The 17512-nt window shown below is 58.0% G+C and carries 16 protein-coding genes; 11 read left to right on the top strand and 5 right to left on the bottom strand.

What is annotated here, in order from left to right:
* Positions 1-18: 18 nt before the first annotated feature.
* Together ACSHXH_RS14900 and ACSHXH_RS14895 are read right to left on the bottom strand one after the other, a co-directional pair.
* A complete protein-coding gene (locus ACSHXH_RS14900) occupies positions 19-1383 on the bottom strand; it encodes a hypothetical protein (RefSeq protein ID WP_435672602.1) in 1365 nt (454 codons plus the stop codon).
* Positions 1380-2561 (bottom strand): hypothetical protein, encoded by a 1182-nt coding sequence (locus tag ACSHXH_RS14895; RefSeq protein ID WP_435672601.1) that lies wholly within the window; start codon positions 2559-2561, stop codon positions 1380-1382. Before ACSHXH_RS14895 ends, ACSHXH_RS14900 begins: the two co-directional genes overlap by 4 nt.
* A 212-nt stretch (positions 2562-2773) precedes the next feature.
* On the opposite strand from ACSHXH_RS14895, the gene thyX reads away from it, so the two are divergent.
* Entirely contained in the window at positions 2774-3679 is a 906-nt protein-coding gene (gene thyX / locus ACSHXH_RS14890; protein WP_435672600.1) for an FAD-dependent thymidylate synthase, read from the top strand.
* A 152-nt stretch (positions 3680-3831) separates the two neighbouring features.
* Positions 3832-4476 carry a hypothetical protein gene (locus tag ACSHXH_RS14885; protein ID WP_435672599.1) on the top strand — a complete coding sequence of 215 codons (645 nt, stop codon included), beginning with the start codon at positions 3832-3834 and terminating at the stop codon, positions 4474-4476.
* Between the two features lie 100 nt (positions 4477-4576).
* On the opposite strand, the gene ACSHXH_RS14880 is transcribed toward ACSHXH_RS14885, so the two are convergent.
* Positions 4577-5026, bottom strand: a complete 450-nt coding sequence (locus ACSHXH_RS14880) for a YHS domain-containing (seleno)protein (RefSeq protein WP_435672598.1) — start codon at positions 5024-5026, stop codon at positions 4577-4579.
* 178 nt (positions 5027-5204) lie between these two features.
* On the opposite strand from ACSHXH_RS14880, the gene ACSHXH_RS14875 reads away from it, so the two are divergent.
* Together ACSHXH_RS14875 and ACSHXH_RS14870 are read left to right on the top strand one after the other, a co-directional pair.
* Complete coding sequence (locus ACSHXH_RS14875; protein ID WP_435672639.1) at positions 5205-5996, top strand: inositol monophosphatase family protein; 792 nt, start codon at positions 5205-5207, stop codon at positions 5994-5996.
* Between the two features lie 291 nt (positions 5997-6287).
* Positions 6288-6800, top strand: coding sequence for a protein-tyrosine phosphatase family protein (locus ACSHXH_RS14870; RefSeq protein WP_435672597.1), 513 nt, complete (start codon positions 6288-6290; stop codon positions 6798-6800).
* A 38-nt stretch (positions 6801-6838) separates the two neighbouring features.
* On the opposite strand, the gene ACSHXH_RS14865 is transcribed toward ACSHXH_RS14870, so the two are convergent.
* Complete coding sequence (locus tag ACSHXH_RS14865) at positions 6839-8077, bottom strand: L-rhamnose isomerase (protein WP_435672596.1); 1239 nt, start codon at positions 8075-8077, stop codon at positions 6839-6841.
* 10 nt (positions 8078-8087) lie between these two features.
* Positions 8088-10190, bottom strand: a complete 2103-nt coding sequence (locus tag ACSHXH_RS14860; protein WP_435672595.1) for a bifunctional rhamnulose-1-phosphate aldolase/short-chain dehydrogenase — start codon at positions 10188-10190, stop codon at positions 8088-8090.
* 185 nt (positions 10191-10375) lie between these two features.
* Between ACSHXH_RS14860 and ACSHXH_RS14855 the strand changes: the two genes are divergently transcribed.
* The 7 genes from ACSHXH_RS14855 to ACSHXH_RS14825 all read left to right on the top strand — a co-directional run bounded on the left by ACSHXH_RS14855 (position 10376) and on the right by ACSHXH_RS14825 (position 17503).
* Positions 10376-11176, top strand: a complete 801-nt coding sequence (locus tag ACSHXH_RS14855) for a DeoR/GlpR family DNA-binding transcription regulator (protein ID WP_435672594.1) — start codon at positions 10376-10378, stop codon at positions 11174-11176.
* A gap of 37 nt (positions 11177-11213) precedes the next feature.
* Positions 11214-12215 (top strand): rhamnose ABC transporter substrate-binding protein, encoded by a 1002-nt coding sequence (rhaS, locus tag ACSHXH_RS14850; RefSeq protein WP_435672593.1) that lies wholly within the window; start codon positions 11214-11216, stop codon positions 12213-12215.
* A gap of 101 nt (positions 12216-12316) precedes the next feature.
* A complete protein-coding gene (locus tag ACSHXH_RS14845; RefSeq protein WP_435672638.1) occupies positions 12317-13825 on the top strand; it encodes a sugar ABC transporter ATP-binding protein in 1509 nt (502 codons plus the stop codon).
* 12 nt (positions 13826-13837) lie between these two features.
* A complete protein-coding gene (locus ACSHXH_RS14840; protein ID WP_435672592.1) occupies positions 13838-14812 on the top strand; it encodes an ABC transporter permease in 975 nt (324 codons plus the stop codon).
* A 5-nt stretch (positions 14813-14817) separates the two neighbouring features.
* On the top strand, positions 14818-15804 hold the full coding sequence (locus ACSHXH_RS14835; protein WP_435672591.1) for an ABC transporter permease: 987 nt from the start codon (positions 14818-14820) through the stop codon (positions 15802-15804).
* Positions 15804-16118: an L-rhamnose mutarotase gene (locus tag ACSHXH_RS14830; protein WP_435672590.1), complete on the top strand. Its 315-nt coding sequence runs from the start codon at positions 15804-15806 to the stop codon at positions 16116-16118. Before ACSHXH_RS14835 ends, ACSHXH_RS14830 begins: the two co-directional genes overlap by 1 nt.
* Entirely contained in the window at positions 16115-17503 is a 1389-nt protein-coding gene (locus tag ACSHXH_RS14825; protein WP_435672589.1) for an FGGY-family carbohydrate kinase, read from the top strand. The genes ACSHXH_RS14830 and ACSHXH_RS14825 overlap by 4 nt, the downstream gene beginning before the upstream one ends.
* The last annotated feature ends 9 nt before the right edge of the window (positions 17504-17512 follow it).

Raw genomic sequence — 17512 nt, 5'->3', positions numbered from 1 at the left:
TCGAGGGCAATACTGGCCTCAGAAGGCAGACCGTATGCCAAGCTGGAGGCCATAGCTTTCGGTCTCGTAAAGGTTGATGTTGGCGTCCGTGCGTTCCGCGTTCAGCGTGACGGTGGGAATAAAGCCAAAGAAATCCATGTCGGGCAGGGCGGCGGTGATCGTCGCCTTGACGCTGCGTTCTTCGCGCCCTGCGGCGGCCAAGCCGGCTTTTTCGTGCCGCTTTTGAGACAAGCTCACCCCGAACTCCAACTGCGCTGGACCGACGGGTTGGGACAGGCCATATCGCGCCGAAATCGCTTTTTGGGTGTAATCAAGGTATTCCGCGTCGCTTTGCGAGTCGACGAAGCTGGTTGAAACGGACACTTGGTTGCCATTCTCAAGCGCCATTCCATAGCCAAAGGACGCGCTCCAAATCGTGGCGTTTGCCCGGCCGCCTTCGCCGCGTTGGCCTTCGTGATTGATCGCCATATTGAACAGGCCTGATGAGCCAGCCGCCCGCCGATATGTTGCGCCGACACGGGTGTAGGTCAACAATGGATCGCCGCCATACCAGGTGCGCCCCAGCCGCGCGTCCCAGCCCAGCCGTGCTTTGCCTCCCGGCAGGGCGTAATCTTCCTGTAGCCCCACAAAGACGGAACCGGTGGCGAAATCCGACCCCTCGGCGTCGGGCGCGATGTCTTTGGCATCCTCGGACAGAACAAACGTCCGATGCGACAGCCCGAATAGCAGATCTGTGCGTTTCCGCTCTGAATTGATCAGGCGATACCGTGTGCTCAAACCCGATGAAATCTCAACCCCCGATAGGGCGCGCGCTTCGCCTTCAAGAGAAAATTCGAAGGGCAAACCAAACAGTTCTGACGTTTCGTTGCGGCTTCCGTTGTTGATGTTGGAGCTGGGTGAAATGGAAAACCGCAGCGCGGTTGCCCACGGATTGCGCCGCCGCACATAGCGAAAATCTTCGGCGGCTTGCTTTTTTTGGGCGTCGGTCGGCGCGATCTGGATTGCGCGTCGCAACCAAAGCTGTGCCGCTGTGCGCCGGTCTGACGACGACAACGCCTGTGCGATTGCGAGTGCTGCGGCGTATTGCGTGTCGCTGTCATCGGCGATGGACCACGCCTGTCGCGCGTGCATCAAGGCGTCGTCATTGCGGCCAAGATCCCGCGCCGCCCGAGACCGGATCAGATGCGCGTTCACATCTGCCATGTCCCGATTGATCAGCGCACCAGACAAGTCAAACGCCAGTTCAGCTTGCCCGGCGAGCACCGCTTGACCGGCAAGTTCGCGCATTGCCGTCGGGCTGAGGACAGCCTGAGCCGACGCCTGTGCCGCCAAAAGGGCGACCGCACTGGCCGTCAGACAAACCTTGCGCCGCCAGGGCATCATTCGGGGATGTTTCGGTAAACGATAAACCCGCCGGTTTCTTGGAAGGTTGTGCCGGACACACGCGGGTCTTCGCCTGTCATCACGAGAACGCCAACGATTTCCTCGGCATTTTCGCCAGACATGATCGCGAAATACGTGCCTTCGCCGGTCGTGGTCCGCGTGCCGTCGTCAAACAACGCGGCCTCGGCCAGTTCGCCGGCGATTTCGCCGTTCGAATCTGCATCGTCGGGCGAAATCACGGGGCGGATGCGCGGCAGAACCGGGTTCCCGTCTTGATCGCGATCGATCACGAGGCTCGGGCCGTCCGAGGTGCCGCCTTCGCCGTCCAGCACGTCGCCAAACAGGCCGCCACCGCCGGTGCCGCCGCCATTTGCGCTCAGCGCGGTCAAATACTCTGTGGTGACTTCATTGCCTTCGATGTCGTAAAGCCGACGATTGTCGATGAAAATTGCGACGCCGCGCTGGCCATTGTTGAAATCTTTGAAGTCGATCAGCATTTCAGCTTGTCCGGCAACGTATTCAAGCCCACCTCGGCCTTCGAACACCCGGATACCCGCATAGTCGCCCAAGTAGCGTGCATCGCCTTCATCGGGCAGAACCAGCCGCACTTGATTGCCGTCATCGTCCACGCCGTTGCGCTGATAGACAAAGCCACCAAAGCCGAAATCAACGTAAGATCCCGACCGGACAATTGCGAATTCGGTCGCTCCGGTCCGACCGCGGCCGTAGATGGCGCGGTAGGTGAAGGTGCGCAGGCTTTCCCCACTGATCGGGTCTTCGGTGGTTTCCGCGCCTTCGTAGACGGCGAACGACCCAAGCTGTGCCACGCCGGTTACGGGATTGCCGCGGGTGTAAATGTTGTTCCCGTCGAACGCGATATTGTCGACGAAGAATTCATCCTGCCCCTCGTCATTGAGGTAGCGGATATTGGTGGCATATCCGCCACCTGTCTCGTCGTCGCGTGCTTCGCGGCGGACGATTTCGCTATTCGGGGTGGGTGTCGATGTTCCGGGGGGCAAGGCCGGCGTGCCCCGATCGCTTTCGATTGGGTTTTCGTTGTTTGACCCGGAGTCGGGGTTGGTCGCGCCGTCGGTTGGGGTTTGCAACACGTCGCCACCGCCGCTGTCACAGGCAGCCAGGAAACCCAAACACAGGATGAAGGAAAGAATGCGCGTCATGAAAATACTGCCCCGGCTTGATTTGGTCTTGTTAACGACCTCGGTTGAGAAAATCTGGCAGGCACGTTTGAAAGTCAACGCAAAGCACAGCGATTTTCCCGAAAAAGCGACACACTGAGGCGTCGGTGCATGATACCAGCCTTGGTGGTTCCTGCGGACCGGTCCCCGAGATATAGTCGCAAACGACTCATCCTAGTGGGAAAGGATTCGCAATGCCCCTGTCGCCGGAACAAGAGGCCGAAATCACCGAGCTGCGCAGCACGCCGCAACCTACACTGCGCGCGGTCAGCGGCGGGATGGAAGGCCATCTGTATACCGCTTATCCGGTGTTGGACCACGGGTTCATCCGGGTGGTCGATTACATGGGCGACGATGCCGCAATTTGTCAGGCGGCGCGGGTGTCGTACGGGAAGGGCACAAAAACCGTACAGAACGACGAAGGGCTGATCCGGTATCTGATGCGGCACTGGCATTCGACCCCGTTCGAGATGTGCGAGATCAAGCTGCACGTCAAACTGCCGGTCTTTGTGGCGCGGCAGTGGATCAGGCACCGGACGGCCAACGTCAATGAATACTCGGCGCGGTATTCGATCCTTGACCGTGAATTCTACATCCCGGCCCCCGAACATCTGAATGCGCAATCGGTCGTGAACAACCAGGGGCGCGGCGCGGCATTGGAGGGCGAAGAAGCGGACCGCGTGCTGCGCCTGCTGCGTGAGGACGCGATGCGCTGCTATGATCACTACGAAGAGATGATCAGCCAGGACGGCCAACAGGGATTGGCCCGCGAACTGGCCCGGATGAACCTGCCCGCGAACATCTACACGCAATGGTATTGGAAGGTCGATCTGCACAACCTGCTCCATTTCCTCCGACTGCGCGCAGATTCGCACGCGCAGTATGAAATAAGGGTTTACGCCGACGAGATTTGTAAGGTTGTGGCCGACTGGGTCCCCTTCGCCTACCGCGCCTTCGAGGATTACCGCATGGGGGGTGCTACGCTTTCGGCGACCGCACTGGACTGCGTGCGGCGGATGCTCAAGGGCGAGGCGGTGACGCAGGAAAACTCTGGCATGTCCAAGGGGGAATGGCGTGAGTTTGAGGGGTTGTTGGATTGATCAGGGTTGATGGGTACTATTTATACGAGTTGGGTCACCGAATTCATGGCATACAACAAATAGAGATTTTTCCATCGGCAAACTCCAAGTTGCACACCTGTGGCGAGTGTTTGGGATTCCTGTTTCCAACTCAATTTGCATTGGAGGAGTTGATGACGAGAAGTATTTTCCGTTTGCGCAATCTCCAAATTTCTGCAGGCTCACTTCATGCAAGGCTTGTTTCAGCGATAGATCACTGTCGTCGAGAAGGTTGCGAAACTGATTTTCCGGCAACAGATTTAATGTTTCAACTTCAGGAAACCCATAGGGAATTTGAAGCCGTTCTTAAGTCTGAGCTTGGCAACCTTGATCTTTATTTGGTCCAGCAGAAGTCAGCATTCGACACGAGAACACTAATTGAGGCAGGGGAATTGGCATTTCCGCTTGAGCTCAAAGAAAAAGTGCCTGATGCTATTTTTGATCTCAAGGAAGCTATGAAGTGTATCGCTTTCGAACTGCCCACTGCCGCCGCGTTTCATTTGCACCGAGCTAATGAAATAGTTCTAGCGACTTATTGGGATCAGATAATGAACGGAAAGGCACGCCCCAAATCTATGGGCAACTACATTGCTCAACTGGAGAAAGTGGATGGCTGCAATCAGCAAGTTCTTGCGGCTCTCAAGGACATCAAAAATCTATATAGAAATCCAACAATTCACGCAGAGCAGAATTTTGCGAGTGCTGAGCAAGCCGTTGATTTACTTGGAGTGGTGCGATCCGCAATTTCTGCGATGATGAACGAAATAACTCTGGATTAAGTCACACCCCCAAATGGTATAGCTGGATTTTCTTTAAACTAATGTAGAGTTTTGGACAATGCGTGCTGGGCTGAAGCGCGGCGTCCGTCTCAGCAAAACGTCACCCCAAAACACCCGGCCAATTGGCTTCTGCCTTGGCGATATGGCCGTCGAGGTCGCGTTCGAACCGGCGGCGGACGGAGCGGGAAAAGTTGAGGTAGAGTTTGTCGTTATGGATCGTCCAGGCTTCGGGCACGGTCGAGGCGATGTAGCCTTGCCCGATGGCCCAGGCGCAGTAGCCGCCGAATTGTGGCTCATATGCTGTTGGATTGGCCTCGAACGCGTCGGCCGAGCCTTGGTCGGCAAAGCGCCAGCTGGCCCCTTTGTATTGGACGGTGAAGCTGGCCTCGCCCCGCACCGGACCGTTCTGCGTGAAGTAGCCAACCGGGTCTGACCCGTCGATGGCGATGCCACCCTCTTGGTAAATTTCGGGTTCACCGGCCAGCGCCGGGCGCGCAAGCCAGAGGGCGGGTGTTGCAAGGGTCAGGGTGGCGAATGTGCGGCGGTGCATGGGCGTTCATCCTTTTTCAACGTTTGTGCATCACACATGGCGTGTCCGGAGGCAGAAAGAAGGAGTTTGATACACATCTCGCAGGGTCGTGAATCGCCGTCAGTGACCGCGCCCCCTTGGCATTGGTGGATGTCCCGCATATACGCCCGGTCTTATCCCGAACAGCCGGAGGCCCATGATGCAGGGCAGCGCCAATCTCAACATCATGATCAAAGCCGCCCGCAAGGCCGGTCGGTCGCTCAATAAAGACTTCCGCGAGGTCGAGAACCTTCAGACCTCGGCTGCCAACGCGGCAGAGTTTGTGGCACGTGCAAGCGCCGCCTCTGGCGCCTTGGTGCGTGACGACCTGATGGGCGCGCGTGGCACCTATGGGTATCTTGAAACTGCGGGCGAAACCGACGGCGAAGACCCGACGCGCCGCTGGGTTGTTAACCCGTTGGAGGGGGCCACGAATTATCTGCACGGTCAGCCGCATTTCTCGGTGTCGATCGCGCTTGAGCACAAGGGGCAGATCGTCTCGGCCGTTGTGTTTGATCCGGCCAAGGACGAAATGTTCTATGCCGAAAAGGGGCAGGGCGCTTGGTTGAACGACAACAAGCGCATGCGCGTGTCGAGCCGCGCCAAGCTGGTCGAATCGGTTCTGGGCCACGAGGTGCCGTTTGGCGTCAAGCGGACGTTGCCGGCGACGCTCAAGGATCTGGCCCGTGTCATGCCGGAATGTTCGGGCGTGCGGGCTACCGGGTCTACTGCGCTTGATCTGTCATATGTCGCCGCCGGGCGTTTGGATGGATTTTGGCAGCGCGAGGCCAAGCTGACCGATCTTGCAGCCGGGCTTTTGATTGCGGCCGAAGCCGGTGCGCTGGTCGAAGGGGTGCGCAAGGACCAATCGCCGCTTCAGGACGGTGCGATCCTGTGCGCGAACAACCTGATCTTCTCGGCGCTCGCTAAGGTCATCCGCAACGCGGATTGATCAAGGGCTGTCGCGGCGCAACGGCTTGTGTATCATGACCCGGAAGGCTTTCGGGGGATGATATGCAGCCAAGAGGCGTTCCAGGCAGTCGCACTGTCGATCATCGCCGTCGCCATCGTGGCGGGGGTAAGGAACAGATCTGCGGTGTCGGGGCGCGGTCTGTGAACGGGGTGCCACAATGGCACATCCATACTCACGGCACGTCAGAAGAGCGGTCACTCTGGTGTGCAACCGGGTGCAAGTCCGGCGGTCGTCGTAAGTGCGACCCGTTTGGCGCGCCAAGGCTGTGATATGATCCTGTATGCGGTCCCAGTCGGCGCGGGCATTTTGGCGATATCGCCGATTCCCGGCGCGGATGGGGCGTATTCGGGGGATGTGCAACACCTGATCGAATGGAAGCCGTCAATCGTCTTGTCACTGGTGACCGCGGCTGAATTGGCAGAAGCCGGGGCCGCCGGGCTGGGGCAGTCCTTGGTCGATGCGGGCACGCGTTGGGAACATATGCCAATCCCTGATTTCGGCGTGCCGGATGGCGCGTTCGAAGTGGCATGGCCCTATATCAGTGCGATGGCCCGTCGCGCGTTCATGGGGGGCGGGCGGATTTTGGTGCATTGCCGGGGCGGATGTGGACGGTCGGGCATGGTGGCGCTGCGCCTCATGATCGAGAGCGGCGAGGCCCCCGATGACGCCTTGGACCGGCTGCGCGCCATTCGGCCGTGTGCGGTTGAAACCGATGACCAGATGCGCTGGGCGCTGAAAGCGCGGCGCGCACCAGCGGTGTTCCTGCGGCACGGCAACGACTAGGGTGCACGCCCTAACCTTGGTGCCCTTTGCCGCAGGCGTTATCTGCGACCCGACACGCTGGTTTGATAGCGATCAAGCTCTTTGATCAAGCCAAGACCATTTGGCATGTCTGCCCGGGTGGTGAACTCGGTCCAAACGGCCCCGAACGGCATGTCTTTGAATTCTTCGGTCATGGTCAGACGTGTTGTAAAGTCGAGTGCCGCTTCGGCGCTTTTCAACTGGTCCAGCGGCATCAAAAGCGCGCGCAACAGGGCTTTTTGCATGTTGCGTGTTCCGATCACCCAAGCGGCGGTCCGGCTGATGGTCGCGTCGAAAAAATCAAGCCCGATATGTGTGCGGCCAAGCAGGTCGGTGCTCACAAGCTCTTGTGCCATCTGGAGAATATCGTCGCTTTGCAGGATCACATGGTCGCTGTCCCAGCGCATCGGGCGCGATACGTGGAGCAAGATTTCATCCAGCGACAAGGCGACGGAGCTGAGCTTGTCGGCGATGTTTTCAGTGGGATGGAAATGGCCCATATCGAGGCAGAGCAGCGTGCCTTTTCGGATCGCGTAGCCCATGTAGAATTCATGACTGCCAACGGTGCAGGCTTCTACGCCAATCCCGAACAGTTTGCTTTCGACGGCGTCGCGCATGTGCGTTTTGTCGTGCGTATCGGCAAGCAGTGTGTCGAGTGATGTTTCCAGACGCTTTCGGGCAGACAGGCGATCAATCGGCGTGTCCTTGTAGCCATCGGGCACCCATATGTTGTTCACGCAGGGTAATCCCAAGGTGGCACCGATGCGGGACGCGATGTCGCGGGATCGTTTGCCATGCTCGATCCAGAACGCGCGAATACCCGGGTCTGGGTGGCTTAGGGTCAGGTTGTCGTCTGCTTTGGCATGGGCAAAGAAGGTTGGATTGAAGTCCAGGCCGATGCCTTGTTGTCCGGCCCAATCAACCCATGGGGCAAAATGTTCAAATTCGATTTCGTCCCGGTCCGGTGTCGCATCCGTGTCCAGATACATCGCATGAAGGTTCAGCCGGTGTTTGCCTGGAATCATTGAAAAGGCGAATTGGAGATCTGCGCGCAGCTCGTCTGGAGTACGTGCCCGGCCGGGGTGGTTGCCTGTCGCTTGAATGCCGCCGCCGGACGTGCCGGATGTTTGTTCAAACCCGACCACATCGTCGCCTTGCCAGCAATGCACCGATATTGGGATGCGTGTCAGCCGGTCCAACGCAGTTTCGGTGTCCACGCCCCACTCGGCGAAGGCGGCTTTTGCAGTTTGATAGCTCATGGCTGACCTCCTACCGCGTGAACGCTTGAACGTTGCCCGCATCTACGTTGATGATATTGCCGGTGGATTTCGACGACGTGTCGGCGGCAAAGAAATAACAGGCTTCCGCGATATCTTCTGGAAAGACGGACCGTTTGAGCAAAGAGCGCTGGCGATACATCTCTTCCAGGCCGTCCTTGTCGGTGCCGTAGGTGCCCGCGCGTTGTTCGAGCCAATCGCCTTCCCAGATTTTCGATCCACGCAGGACGGCGTCGGGGTTTACCACATTGACGCGAATGCCTGCTTCGGCCCCTTCAAGGGCGAGGCAGCGGGCCAAATGGATTTCTGACGCTTTGGCAGTGCAGTAGGCGGTGGCGTTCGGTGACGCGGCAAGACCGTTTTTGGACGCAACAAAGATGACCGAACCGCCCATGTCCTGCACGCGCATCAGTCGAAACGCTTCGCGGCTGACAAGGAAATAGCCTGTGGACAGAATATCCATGTTCTTGTTCCACAGGTCCAATGACGTCTCTTCTACCGGTGCAGAGGATGCGATGCCCGCGTTGGACACGAGGATATCAATCCCGCCGAATTCGACCGACGCATCGGCGAAGGCTTCAATGACCGCGGTTTCCTGCGTCACGTCCATTTGAACGCTGCGCACCACATCTTTGCTGTAGCGTTTTGCCAATGTCGCTTGGGTTGCGATCAGCGCCGCTTGGTCGATATCGGCCAACACAACGCAGGCCCCTTCGGTAAGATAGCGTTCCGCAGTCGCCGTGCCGATGCCCCCTGCGCCCCCGGTGACAAGTGCCACGCGGCCTGCAAGGGATTTGGGCTTTGGCATGCGCTGGAGCTTTGCTTCTTCCAGAAGCCAGTATTCGATATCAAACGCCTCTTGTTCCGGCAGGCCTTGGTATTCGCTCACTGCGCTTGCGCCGCGCATCACGTTAATGGCGTTGACGTAAAATTCCCCGGAAATGCGCGCGGTCGCCTTGTCTTTGGCGAAGGTGATCATGCCAACGCCTGGGACCAGATAGACCACCGCGTTCGGATCCCGAAGCGCTGGGCTGTCCTCATGTTTGCAGCGATCGTAATATGCTGCGTATTCGGTGCGGTAGGTTTCCACCTGTTCGGGCAGACCGGCGATCACCTCTTCGATATTGCCTTGCGCCGGATCAAAGGGCAGCACGAGCGGGCGTATTTTGGTGCGCAGAAAATGGTCGGGGCAGGACGTGCCCAAGGCGGCCAGCGGTGCCATATTCTTGGCATTGACGAAGGTGAGGACCGGGTCGCTGTCGTTGAAATGGCCTACCATGTGGTGGTTGCCCGACACAAAACCACGGATTGCCGGCATCAGCCGGGCCGCAATCTCTCGGCGCGCCTGTGGCGGCAGGCTTTCGTGAAGGGCACCGCCGAAGGCGGCGATGTTCGCGCTCTGCTCTGCCAGCCATGTCGTGGCGACGTTGATCACATCGATGGTTTGATCATAACATTCCTTGGCGGTGTCGCCCCATGTGAACAGGCCGTGGCTTTCGAGCACGACGCCATCTGCATCGGGGTTGTCGCGGCAGAACGCCTCGAGCCATAAACCAAGCTCATAGCCGGGTTTCTTCCATGGCAACCAGCCGATGCGGGCGCCAAAAATCTTTTGTGTGAGGTCTTTGGAGTTCTTTGATGCGGCGATGGCGATGATTGCATCGGCATGGACGTGATCGACATGTTTGCGTGGCACATAGGCATGCAGAGGGGTATCGATCGAGGCTGCGCGCGGGTTCAGTTTGAAGGTGCAATGCGGGAGGTACCCAACCATTTCGTCTTCGTATTCAACACCGCGATACAGCGATTTGAGCGCGTGCAGTTTGTCCATGTAGAGCGTGGCAAACCCGTCCATCGTGATCGAGCCGATATCCCCGCCCGAGCCTTTGACCCAGAGGACTTCGACTTGTTCGCCGCTCAACGGGTCCGTTTCCATCAATTTGGCCGAGGTGTTGCCGCCACCGTAATTGGTCACGCGCTTGTCCGAGCCCAGAATGTTTGATCGGTAGAGCAGCAGTTCCGATTCGCTCATTCCGTCTGCGTCTTGATCAACCCAGCGGTTATCAAGGAGCTGCGATTCCAATGATTTCAACATCTTTCCTCCCGGTTGGCGCGGCGCGCCTGTCATCCCTTATTGTCGCCAAAGCTGTGCGGATAACGGTCATGTGTCAATCAAAAACAATCATGTGTGATCGTTCTGCGGTGAAGCATGATTGTTTATGATTAATTTTGATTGACAGGTGGCGCGAATCTGGAGAGCTTGCATTAAGGGAGGACGCCATGCACGAAAAGGAACGCCACACGATTATTCTGTCCGCGGTCGAAGAGCGGCCGGTCGTGACAGTTGCCGATCTGTGCAATCTCACGGGGGCGTCAGAGGCCACCGTTCGGCGTGACATTGCAACGCTCGATCAAGCGCGGCAGCTTCGGCGTGTGCGGGGCGGGGCAGAGGCGCTTAGCCCGCCGCAATTTGTCGGTCTTGCCGGACGGCCCTTTTCAGTCAATGCAACGATGCGGATCGAGGAAAAGCAGGCGATTGCAGCCGCAGCCGTTGATCTGTGCGAAAATGGTGACGCGATCATCATCAATGGTGGCACAACGACGTTCCAGATGGTGCATCCGCTGGCCAGCCGTCGCATGCAGGTGTTTACCAATTCGTTCCCGATTGCCGAGCACCTGCTAAAGCATTCGAAGAACACGATCATGCTGCCCGGCGGCACGATCTACCGGGAACAGAACATTGTTCTGTCACCCTTTGAGAATGACGTGACCCGCAATTTCTGCGCACGGCGCATGTTCATTGGCGCGCAGGGACTTGGTCCGTTGGGTCTGATGGAAGCGGACCCGTTGCTTATTCAGGCCGAGCAAAAGCTCATCGGGCAGGCTGATGAGCTGATTGTTCTGGCGGACAGTACAAAGTTCGAGCGGCGTTCGAGCCTTGTGCTGTGCCCTCTCAACCGCATCACCACGGTGATCACAGATGACCAAATAACAGACAAGGCGGCCGCGATGCTTGAGGCCGCCGAAGTGACGCTGATCGTCACCCAATCCGGGAGCGCTCAGAAAAACGTGGCCTCGTAAGGGGCTCATCCGCGAACGTATTTTAGGGAGGAAACCAATGAAACGTCGCACTTTCACTACGCTTACCGCAGGCCTCAGCCTTGCTGCGAGCCTGTTCGGAACAACTGCCATGGCGCAGGATGATATGCGCATCGCGCTTGTCGTGAAGGCGTTGGGCATCGGCTTTTTCGAAGCCGCAGCCGAAGGCGCCGAAGAAGCCGCCAAAGAGCTGGGTGGGGTCGAGATCATCTATACCGGTCCGACCGACACGACTGCCGAAGGCCAGATCGAGGTCATCAATTCGCTTATCGCGCAGGGCGTCGATGCGATTGCAGTTTCTGCCAATGACACCGATGCGCTTGTGCCGACGCTCAAGAAAGCTATGGATCGCGGCATCACCGTCATCAGTTGGGATTCCGGTGTGGCCGAAGAAGGCCGCATGATGCACCTGAACCCGTCTTCGAATGCTCTGATTGGCAACATGATCATCAAGCTGGCGGCAGATCACCTGCCGGACGGCGGTGATGTGGCCGTGCTCTCTGCCACGACCACTTCGACGAACCAGAACATCTGGATCGAAGAGATGAACAAGGTGATGGGCAACTACCCTGGCATCAACGTGGTGGCGACCGTCTATGGCGACGATCTGGCAGACAAATCCTATCGTGAAGCCACTGGACTGATGCAAGCCTACCCGGACCTTGATGCGATTATCGCGCCGACCTCTGTCGGGATCGTGGCGGCCGCTCAGGCTGTGGTGGATGCGGGCAAAGTCGGTCAGGTCAATGTGACCGGCCTTGGTCTGCCGTCCGAGATGGCGGGTGCCATTGAAAGCGGTGCATCGCAGTCCTTTGCAATCTGGAACCCGATTGATCTTGGCTATTCTGCAGCGATGATTGCGCATGCGCTTGCCTCAGGTGCGGCAACGGCCGAGCCGGGTGCAGAGATCTCGATTGGACGGGTGGGCACGATCACGCTGGATGACAGCACCTCTGCCGCAATGGCAGATCCGTTTGTCTATGACGCGTCGAATATCGACCAGTTCAAATCGATCTTCTAAGCGATCCAAACAGCTCTCCGGCGTGACGCGTGATGTCATGCCGGGGCCACATTTCCCACATTTTGAGACCGTTGATGATGCTTGATCACTCGGACACCCCCATGCCGTCTGAAGCCGTGGGCGACGAAACTGCGGTTTTGGCGCTGGAGCAGATCACAAAGGTCTTCCCCGGCGTCAAAGCCCTTTCTGATGTGTCGTTGCGCCTGTTTCCGGGTAAGGTCACGGCATTGGTTGGGGAAAATGGGGCCGGTAAATCGACGGTTGTGAAGATCTTGACCGGGATCTACCAGCCCGATGGCGGGACGATCCATGTCAATGGACAGCCCACACGATTTGCCGTGCCACAGGCGGCCGCAGACCACGGTGTTACGGCGATCCATCAGGAGACCGTGCTTTTCGATGAGCTGTCTGTCGCCGAGAATATTTTCCTGGGCCATGCGCCGCGCACGGCATTCGGGTTGATAGATCTCAAGGCCATGACCGCGCGTGCACAGGACATCCTTTTGGGGATCGGCGCACAGATTGATCCCGGCGAAAAGCTTAGGGATTTGGGTATCGCCAGTAAGCACCTTGTGGCAATTGCGCGCGCTTTGTCGATTGATGCCCGCGTGGTGATCATGGACGAGCCGACAGCCGCTTTGTCCCACAAGGAAATCGAAGAGCTGTACGAGCTGGTCGAAAGCCTGAAGGCGCAAGGCAAGGCGATCTTGTTCATCAGCCACAAGTTCGATGAGATTTTTCGGATTGCGGATAAATATACGGTCTTTCGTGACGGCCAGTTGATTGGCGATGGCGCCATTGCGGATGTCACCGAGGCGGAGTTGGTCAAGATGATGGTTGGCCGTGATGTCAGCCAGATTTTTCCTAAGCGCACGCCCAATCCAGGTGATGTGATCTTGCAGGTTGATGGCTATTCGCATCCGACAGAATTCGACGATATCGGGTTCACCCTGCGCAAGGGTGAAATCCTTGGGTTTTATGGCTTGGTGGGTGCGGGGCGATCCGAATTCATGCAATCCCTGTTCGGCATAACCCGACCCTCGCGCGGAACCGTCGAGATCGGCGGCACGCAGGTTCAGATCACATCGCCTGCCGATGCTGTGGAGAACGGGATTGTATATGTGCCCGAGGATCGTGGAAAGCAGGGCGCAATCCTCGACCTGCCAATCTTTCAGAATGTCACCTTGCCATCGCTTGGGCGGATCTCAAGCAAGGGGTTTTTGCAGCTTGCCGAGGAATTCAAACTGGCACGCGACTACACCCAAAGGCTCGATCTTCGGGCCGCGTCGCTTGATACTCATGTGGGCAACCTGTCGGGCGGCAACCAACAAAAGGTGGTCATCGCCAAGTGGCTGGCGACACAGCCGAAAGTCATCATTCTTGATGAACCGACCAAGGGCGTCGATATCGGATCCAAGGCAGCGGTTCACGAGTTCATGGCGGAACTTGCCGCGCAAGGGCTGGCGGTGATCATGGTCAGCTCGGAAATCCCGGAAGTTCTTGGCATGTCCGACCGCGTGATTGTGATGCGCGAAGGGCGGATTGCCGCCGAATTGACCGAGGGTGATCTGCAACCCGAGACACTTGTCCGCCATGCCGCCGGTATCTGAAGGGACCACGTTATGCTGAAACGGTTTGTCACATCGCGCGAAGCCTTGCTGTTGGGGGCTATCATCCTGCTGCTTGCCTTGATTGCGTCGCGGTTTCCGGCGTTCATCACGCCCGCCAATCTGGCCGATGTCTTTACGGATACATCACCGCTCATCCTTTTGGCGATTGGGCAGATGATCGTCATCCTGACGAAATGTATCGATCTGAGCGTTGCTGCAAACCTTGCGCTGACGGGTATGGTTGTGTCGATGATCAATGTCGCGGCACCCGAGCTGCCGATCATTGTGATCGTGCTCATCGCCATCAGTTTCGGTGCGGTGCTGGGGATGGTTAATGGTATCCTTGTTTGGAAACTTGCTATCCCGCCCATTGTTGTGACGCTTGGGACGATGACCATCTTCCGCGGCATCATCTTTGTCATTTCCGATGGCAAATGGGTCAACAGCCACGAGATGAGCGATGCGTTCAAAGCGTTTCCGCGTATGGAATTTTTGGGCCTGTCGGTTTTGGGATGGACCGCCATTGTCGCGGTGATCGTGTTTTCCATCGTCATGACGCGCATGCCCTTGGGGCGTATGTTTTACGCCGCCGGGGGAAACCCGCATGCCGCGACCTATGCGGGGATCAATGTCGGCAAGACGCAATTCCTGGCGTTCACGATCTCGGGCGCATTGGCAGGTCTTACGGGATATCTGTGGGTGTCTCGATTTGCTGTCTCCTATGTCGATATTGCCGGAGGGTTCGAGCTTGACGTGGTTGCGGCGTGCGTGATCGGCGGCGTGTCGATCATGGGCGGGATTGGCACCGTCGGAGGTGCTTTGCTTGGTGCGTTGTTCCTTGGGATCATCAAGAACGCGCTGCCAGTGGTCGATATCTCTCCGTTTTGGCAACTGGCAATTTCGGGAGGAGCGATCATCATCGCGGTTGCCCTGAATGCGCAGGCCAATCGTGAGAAGGGCCGCTTTATTCTCAAACGCGCGGAGTAGGCATCATGAGCACGACAACCCGCACTATCCCCGACCGGTTGCGGTCGCCGCTCGAACAGCGGTTGAAAAGCTGGGAAACCCTGCTTCTGCTGGTGGCCATCTGTATCTTCATGGCCAACAGTTTTGCGTCCCCCTATTTCCTGAATGCCTGGAACCTGAGCGACGCCACTTTCAACTTTACCGAAAAAGCGATGATCGCGTTTGCGATGGCGCTGTTGATTATCTCGGGAGAGATTGATCTGTCGGTGGCGTCAATCATCGCGCTTGCCTCGACCGCTATGGGGGCTGCGGTGCAAATGGGGGTGGGGACGCCCGGTTTGGTGCTTGTCGGTCTGGGCGTGGGCCTGATCTGCGGAGCGTTCAATGGCGTTCTGGTGACGCGCTTTGGACTGCCTTCGATCGTCGTCACAATCGGCACCATGAGCCTGTTTCGCGGCATCAGCTATATCGTGCTGGGCGATCAGGCGTTTCGGGGATACCCCGAAAGCTTTTCGTGGTTTGGTCAGGGCTATGTGTGGTGGGTGATCTCGTTCGAGTTGGTGCTTTTTGCAATCATCGCGGTGATTTACGGTGTGTTGCTGCACAAGACCAATTTTGGACGGGCTGTCTATGCCATCGGCAACAATGCCACCGGGGCGATGTTTTCGGGCATCCGGGTTCAGCGGGTCAAGTTCATCCTGTTCGTGTTGACGGGTCTGATGTCTGGAGTTGCGGCCATCTGCCTGACAGCGCGCCTTGGGTCCACGCGTCCGTCCATCGCCACAGGGTGGGAGCTTGAGATCGTGACCATGGTTGTGCTGGGCGGCGTGAGCATTCTTGGTGGATCGGGCACCATTGTCGGTGTTGTCATCGCGGCCTTCGTTATGGGGCTGGTGACCTTTGGCTTGGGCCTTTTGAATGTGCCGGGGATCGTGATGTCGATTGTCATTGGTGCGCTGCTGATCGGGGTCATCGCATTGCCACGTCTGTGGTTCATGTGGCGGGCACGGTGATGGAGAAATTTGCGTTCAAGATGCACCTGAACCCTGGGTGCCGTGCCGAATACATCAAACGCCATGACGAGATCTGGCCCGAGCTTGTCGCGCTGTTGGCGGATGCAGGTATCACGGATTATTCGATCCACCTTGATGCCGAGACAGACATCCTGTTCGGCGTTTTGTGGCGCGTGGATGGGCATGGCATGGACGATTTGCCGGATCATCCGGTGATGCAGAAATGGTGGGCGCATATGGCTGACATCATGCGGATTCATCCGGGGAACGAACCTGTTGTTACGCGGCTTGAAACCGTGTTTCACATGCCATGACAGGTCATGTTGCGGTCATCGATATTGGCAAGACCAATGCGAAACTCGTGCTGGTCGATCTGGATAGTTTGCACGAAATCGCGGTGATCACGCGCCCCAATACGGTTTTGCCCGGCCCACCCTGGCCGCATTTCGACGTGGATGGGCATTGGTCGTTTTTGCTGGATGGTCTCCGCCAGTTTAATGCCGCCCACCGTGTTGATGCGATATCTATCACCACCCATGGGGCGTGCGTCGCGCTTCTTGACCGGGATGGCGCACTTGCCGCGCCGATCCTGGACTATGAACATACCGGACCCGACGAGGCCGCCGAGGCGTATCGCGCCCTTTGTCCGCCGTTTTCCGAGACCGGATCACCCCGGCTTGCGGGGGGGCTCAATATCGGGGCGCAGCTTTATTGGCAGTTTCACGTCGATCCTGAATTGAAAGCCCGCACGCATAAGATCGTCACCTATCCGCAGTTTTGGGGGGCCAAGCTGACCGGGGAGGTGGCGATGGATGTCACGTCGCTTGGGTGTCACACGGACCTTTGGAACCCGCATTCCGGGCAGATGTCATCCTTAGTAGAGAGGCTTGATATTACGGATAAGATGGCCCCCGTGCGCAAGCCCTTCGAGGTTTTGGGATCGGTGCTGCCGGACGTCGCGGAACACACTGGATTGTCGCCGGACACCAAAGTGCATTGCGGTATTCACGATTCCAATGCGTCGCTGCTTCCGTATGTTCTGACGCAACGCGCCCCGTTCAGTGTGGTTTCGACCGGCACATGGGTGATTGTCATGTCTGTCGGCGGCAGGCCCCGCGCGCTTGATCCTGATCTGGACAGCCTGATCAACGTCACTGCACTTGGTGATCCGGCCCCATCCGCGCGGTTCATGGGCGGGCGTGAACATGACCTTGCCACAGGCGGTGCCTATCCGATGCCGACGCAGCAAGACCTTGACGATGTTGTGGCACAAAAGATCATGTTGCTGCCTGCGCTTGCCAACGAGACGGGGCCATTCAAGGGGCGCCAAAGCGCGTGGGTCGGGGACGCGCCCGAGCTTGGCTCTGGCGCGCGGGGTGCCGCTGTCGCGCTGTATCTGGCTATGGTGACGGCTGAATGCCTGTCCAATATCGGCCATGATGGAACGATCATCGTCGAAGGCCCGTTTGCGGCCAATCACGTCTACCTTGGAATGCTCAGCGTCGTGACCGGTTCGGATGTAAAGTCGTCTCAGGGCACCACGGGGACAAGCGCAGGAGCGGCGATGCTTGTCGCCGGGGCCAAAAAGGCCCCGCCGCTTGGCAACAGCCCTGTCGCGATCTGCGCAACACAAATCGCGTCACTTCAGGACTATGCAGCGCGCTGGAGAGAGCATGCGAGGTGCATGCCACCATCCTGATCAGGCTTG

This window comes from Marivita sp. (assembly GCF_051251565.1).
GTDB lineage: Bacteria > Pseudomonadota > Alphaproteobacteria > Rhodobacterales > Rhodobacteraceae > Marivita.
The sequence above is the reverse complement of the archived record's forward strand: the minus strand, read 5'-3'. Positions and strand labels throughout refer to the sequence as shown.

Coding starts and splice junctions, on each gene's coding strand:
- ACSHXH_RS14845 (WP_435672638.1), top strand. CDS start 12,317: ATGCCGTCTGAAGCCGTGGGCGACGAAACTGCGGTTTTGGCGCTGGAG.
- ACSHXH_RS14860 (WP_435672595.1), bottom strand. CDS start 10,190: ATGTTGAAATCATTGGAATCGCAGCTCCTTGATAACCGCTGGGTTGAT.
- ACSHXH_RS14840 (WP_435672592.1), top strand. CDS start 13,838: ATGCTGAAACGGTTTGTCACATCGCGCGAAGCCTTGCTGTTGGGGGCT.
- rhaS (WP_435672593.1), top strand. CDS start 11,214: ATGAAACGTCGCACTTTCACTACGCTTACCGCAGGCCTCAGCCTTGCT.
- ACSHXH_RS14870 (WP_435672597.1), top strand. CDS start 6,288: ATGATCCTGTATGCGGTCCCAGTCGGCGCGGGCATTTTGGCGATATCG.
- ACSHXH_RS14825 (WP_435672589.1), top strand. CDS start 16,115: ATGACAGGTCATGTTGCGGTCATCGATATTGGCAAGACCAATGCGAAA.
- ACSHXH_RS14900 (WP_435672602.1), bottom strand. CDS start 1,383: ATGATGCCCTGGCGGCGCAAGGTTTGTCTGACGGCCAGTGCGGTCGCC.
- ACSHXH_RS14855 (WP_435672594.1), top strand. CDS start 10,376: ATGCACGAAAAGGAACGCCACACGATTATTCTGTCCGCGGTCGAAGAG.
- ACSHXH_RS14875 (WP_435672639.1), top strand. CDS start 5,205: ATGCAGGGCAGCGCCAATCTCAACATCATGATCAAAGCCGCCCGCAAG.
- ACSHXH_RS14885 (WP_435672599.1), top strand. CDS start 3,832: ATGACGAGAAGTATTTTCCGTTTGCGCAATCTCCAAATTTCTGCAGGC.
- ACSHXH_RS14895 (WP_435672601.1), bottom strand. CDS start 2,561: ATGACGCGCATTCTTTCCTTCATCCTGTGTTTGGGTTTCCTGGCTGCC.
- thyX (WP_435672600.1), top strand. CDS start 2,774: ATGCCCCTGTCGCCGGAACAAGAGGCCGAAATCACCGAGCTGCGCAGC.
- ACSHXH_RS14835 (WP_435672591.1), top strand. CDS start 14,818: ATGAGCACGACAACCCGCACTATCCCCGACCGGTTGCGGTCGCCGCTC.
- ACSHXH_RS14830 (WP_435672590.1), top strand. CDS start 15,804: ATGGAGAAATTTGCGTTCAAGATGCACCTGAACCCTGGGTGCCGTGCC.
- ACSHXH_RS14880 (WP_435672598.1), bottom strand. CDS start 5,026: ATGCACCGCCGCACATTCGCCACCCTGACCCTTGCAACACCCGCCCTC.
- ACSHXH_RS14865 (WP_435672596.1), bottom strand. CDS start 8,077: ATGAGCTATCAAACTGCAAAAGCCGCCTTCGCCGAGTGGGGCGTGGAC.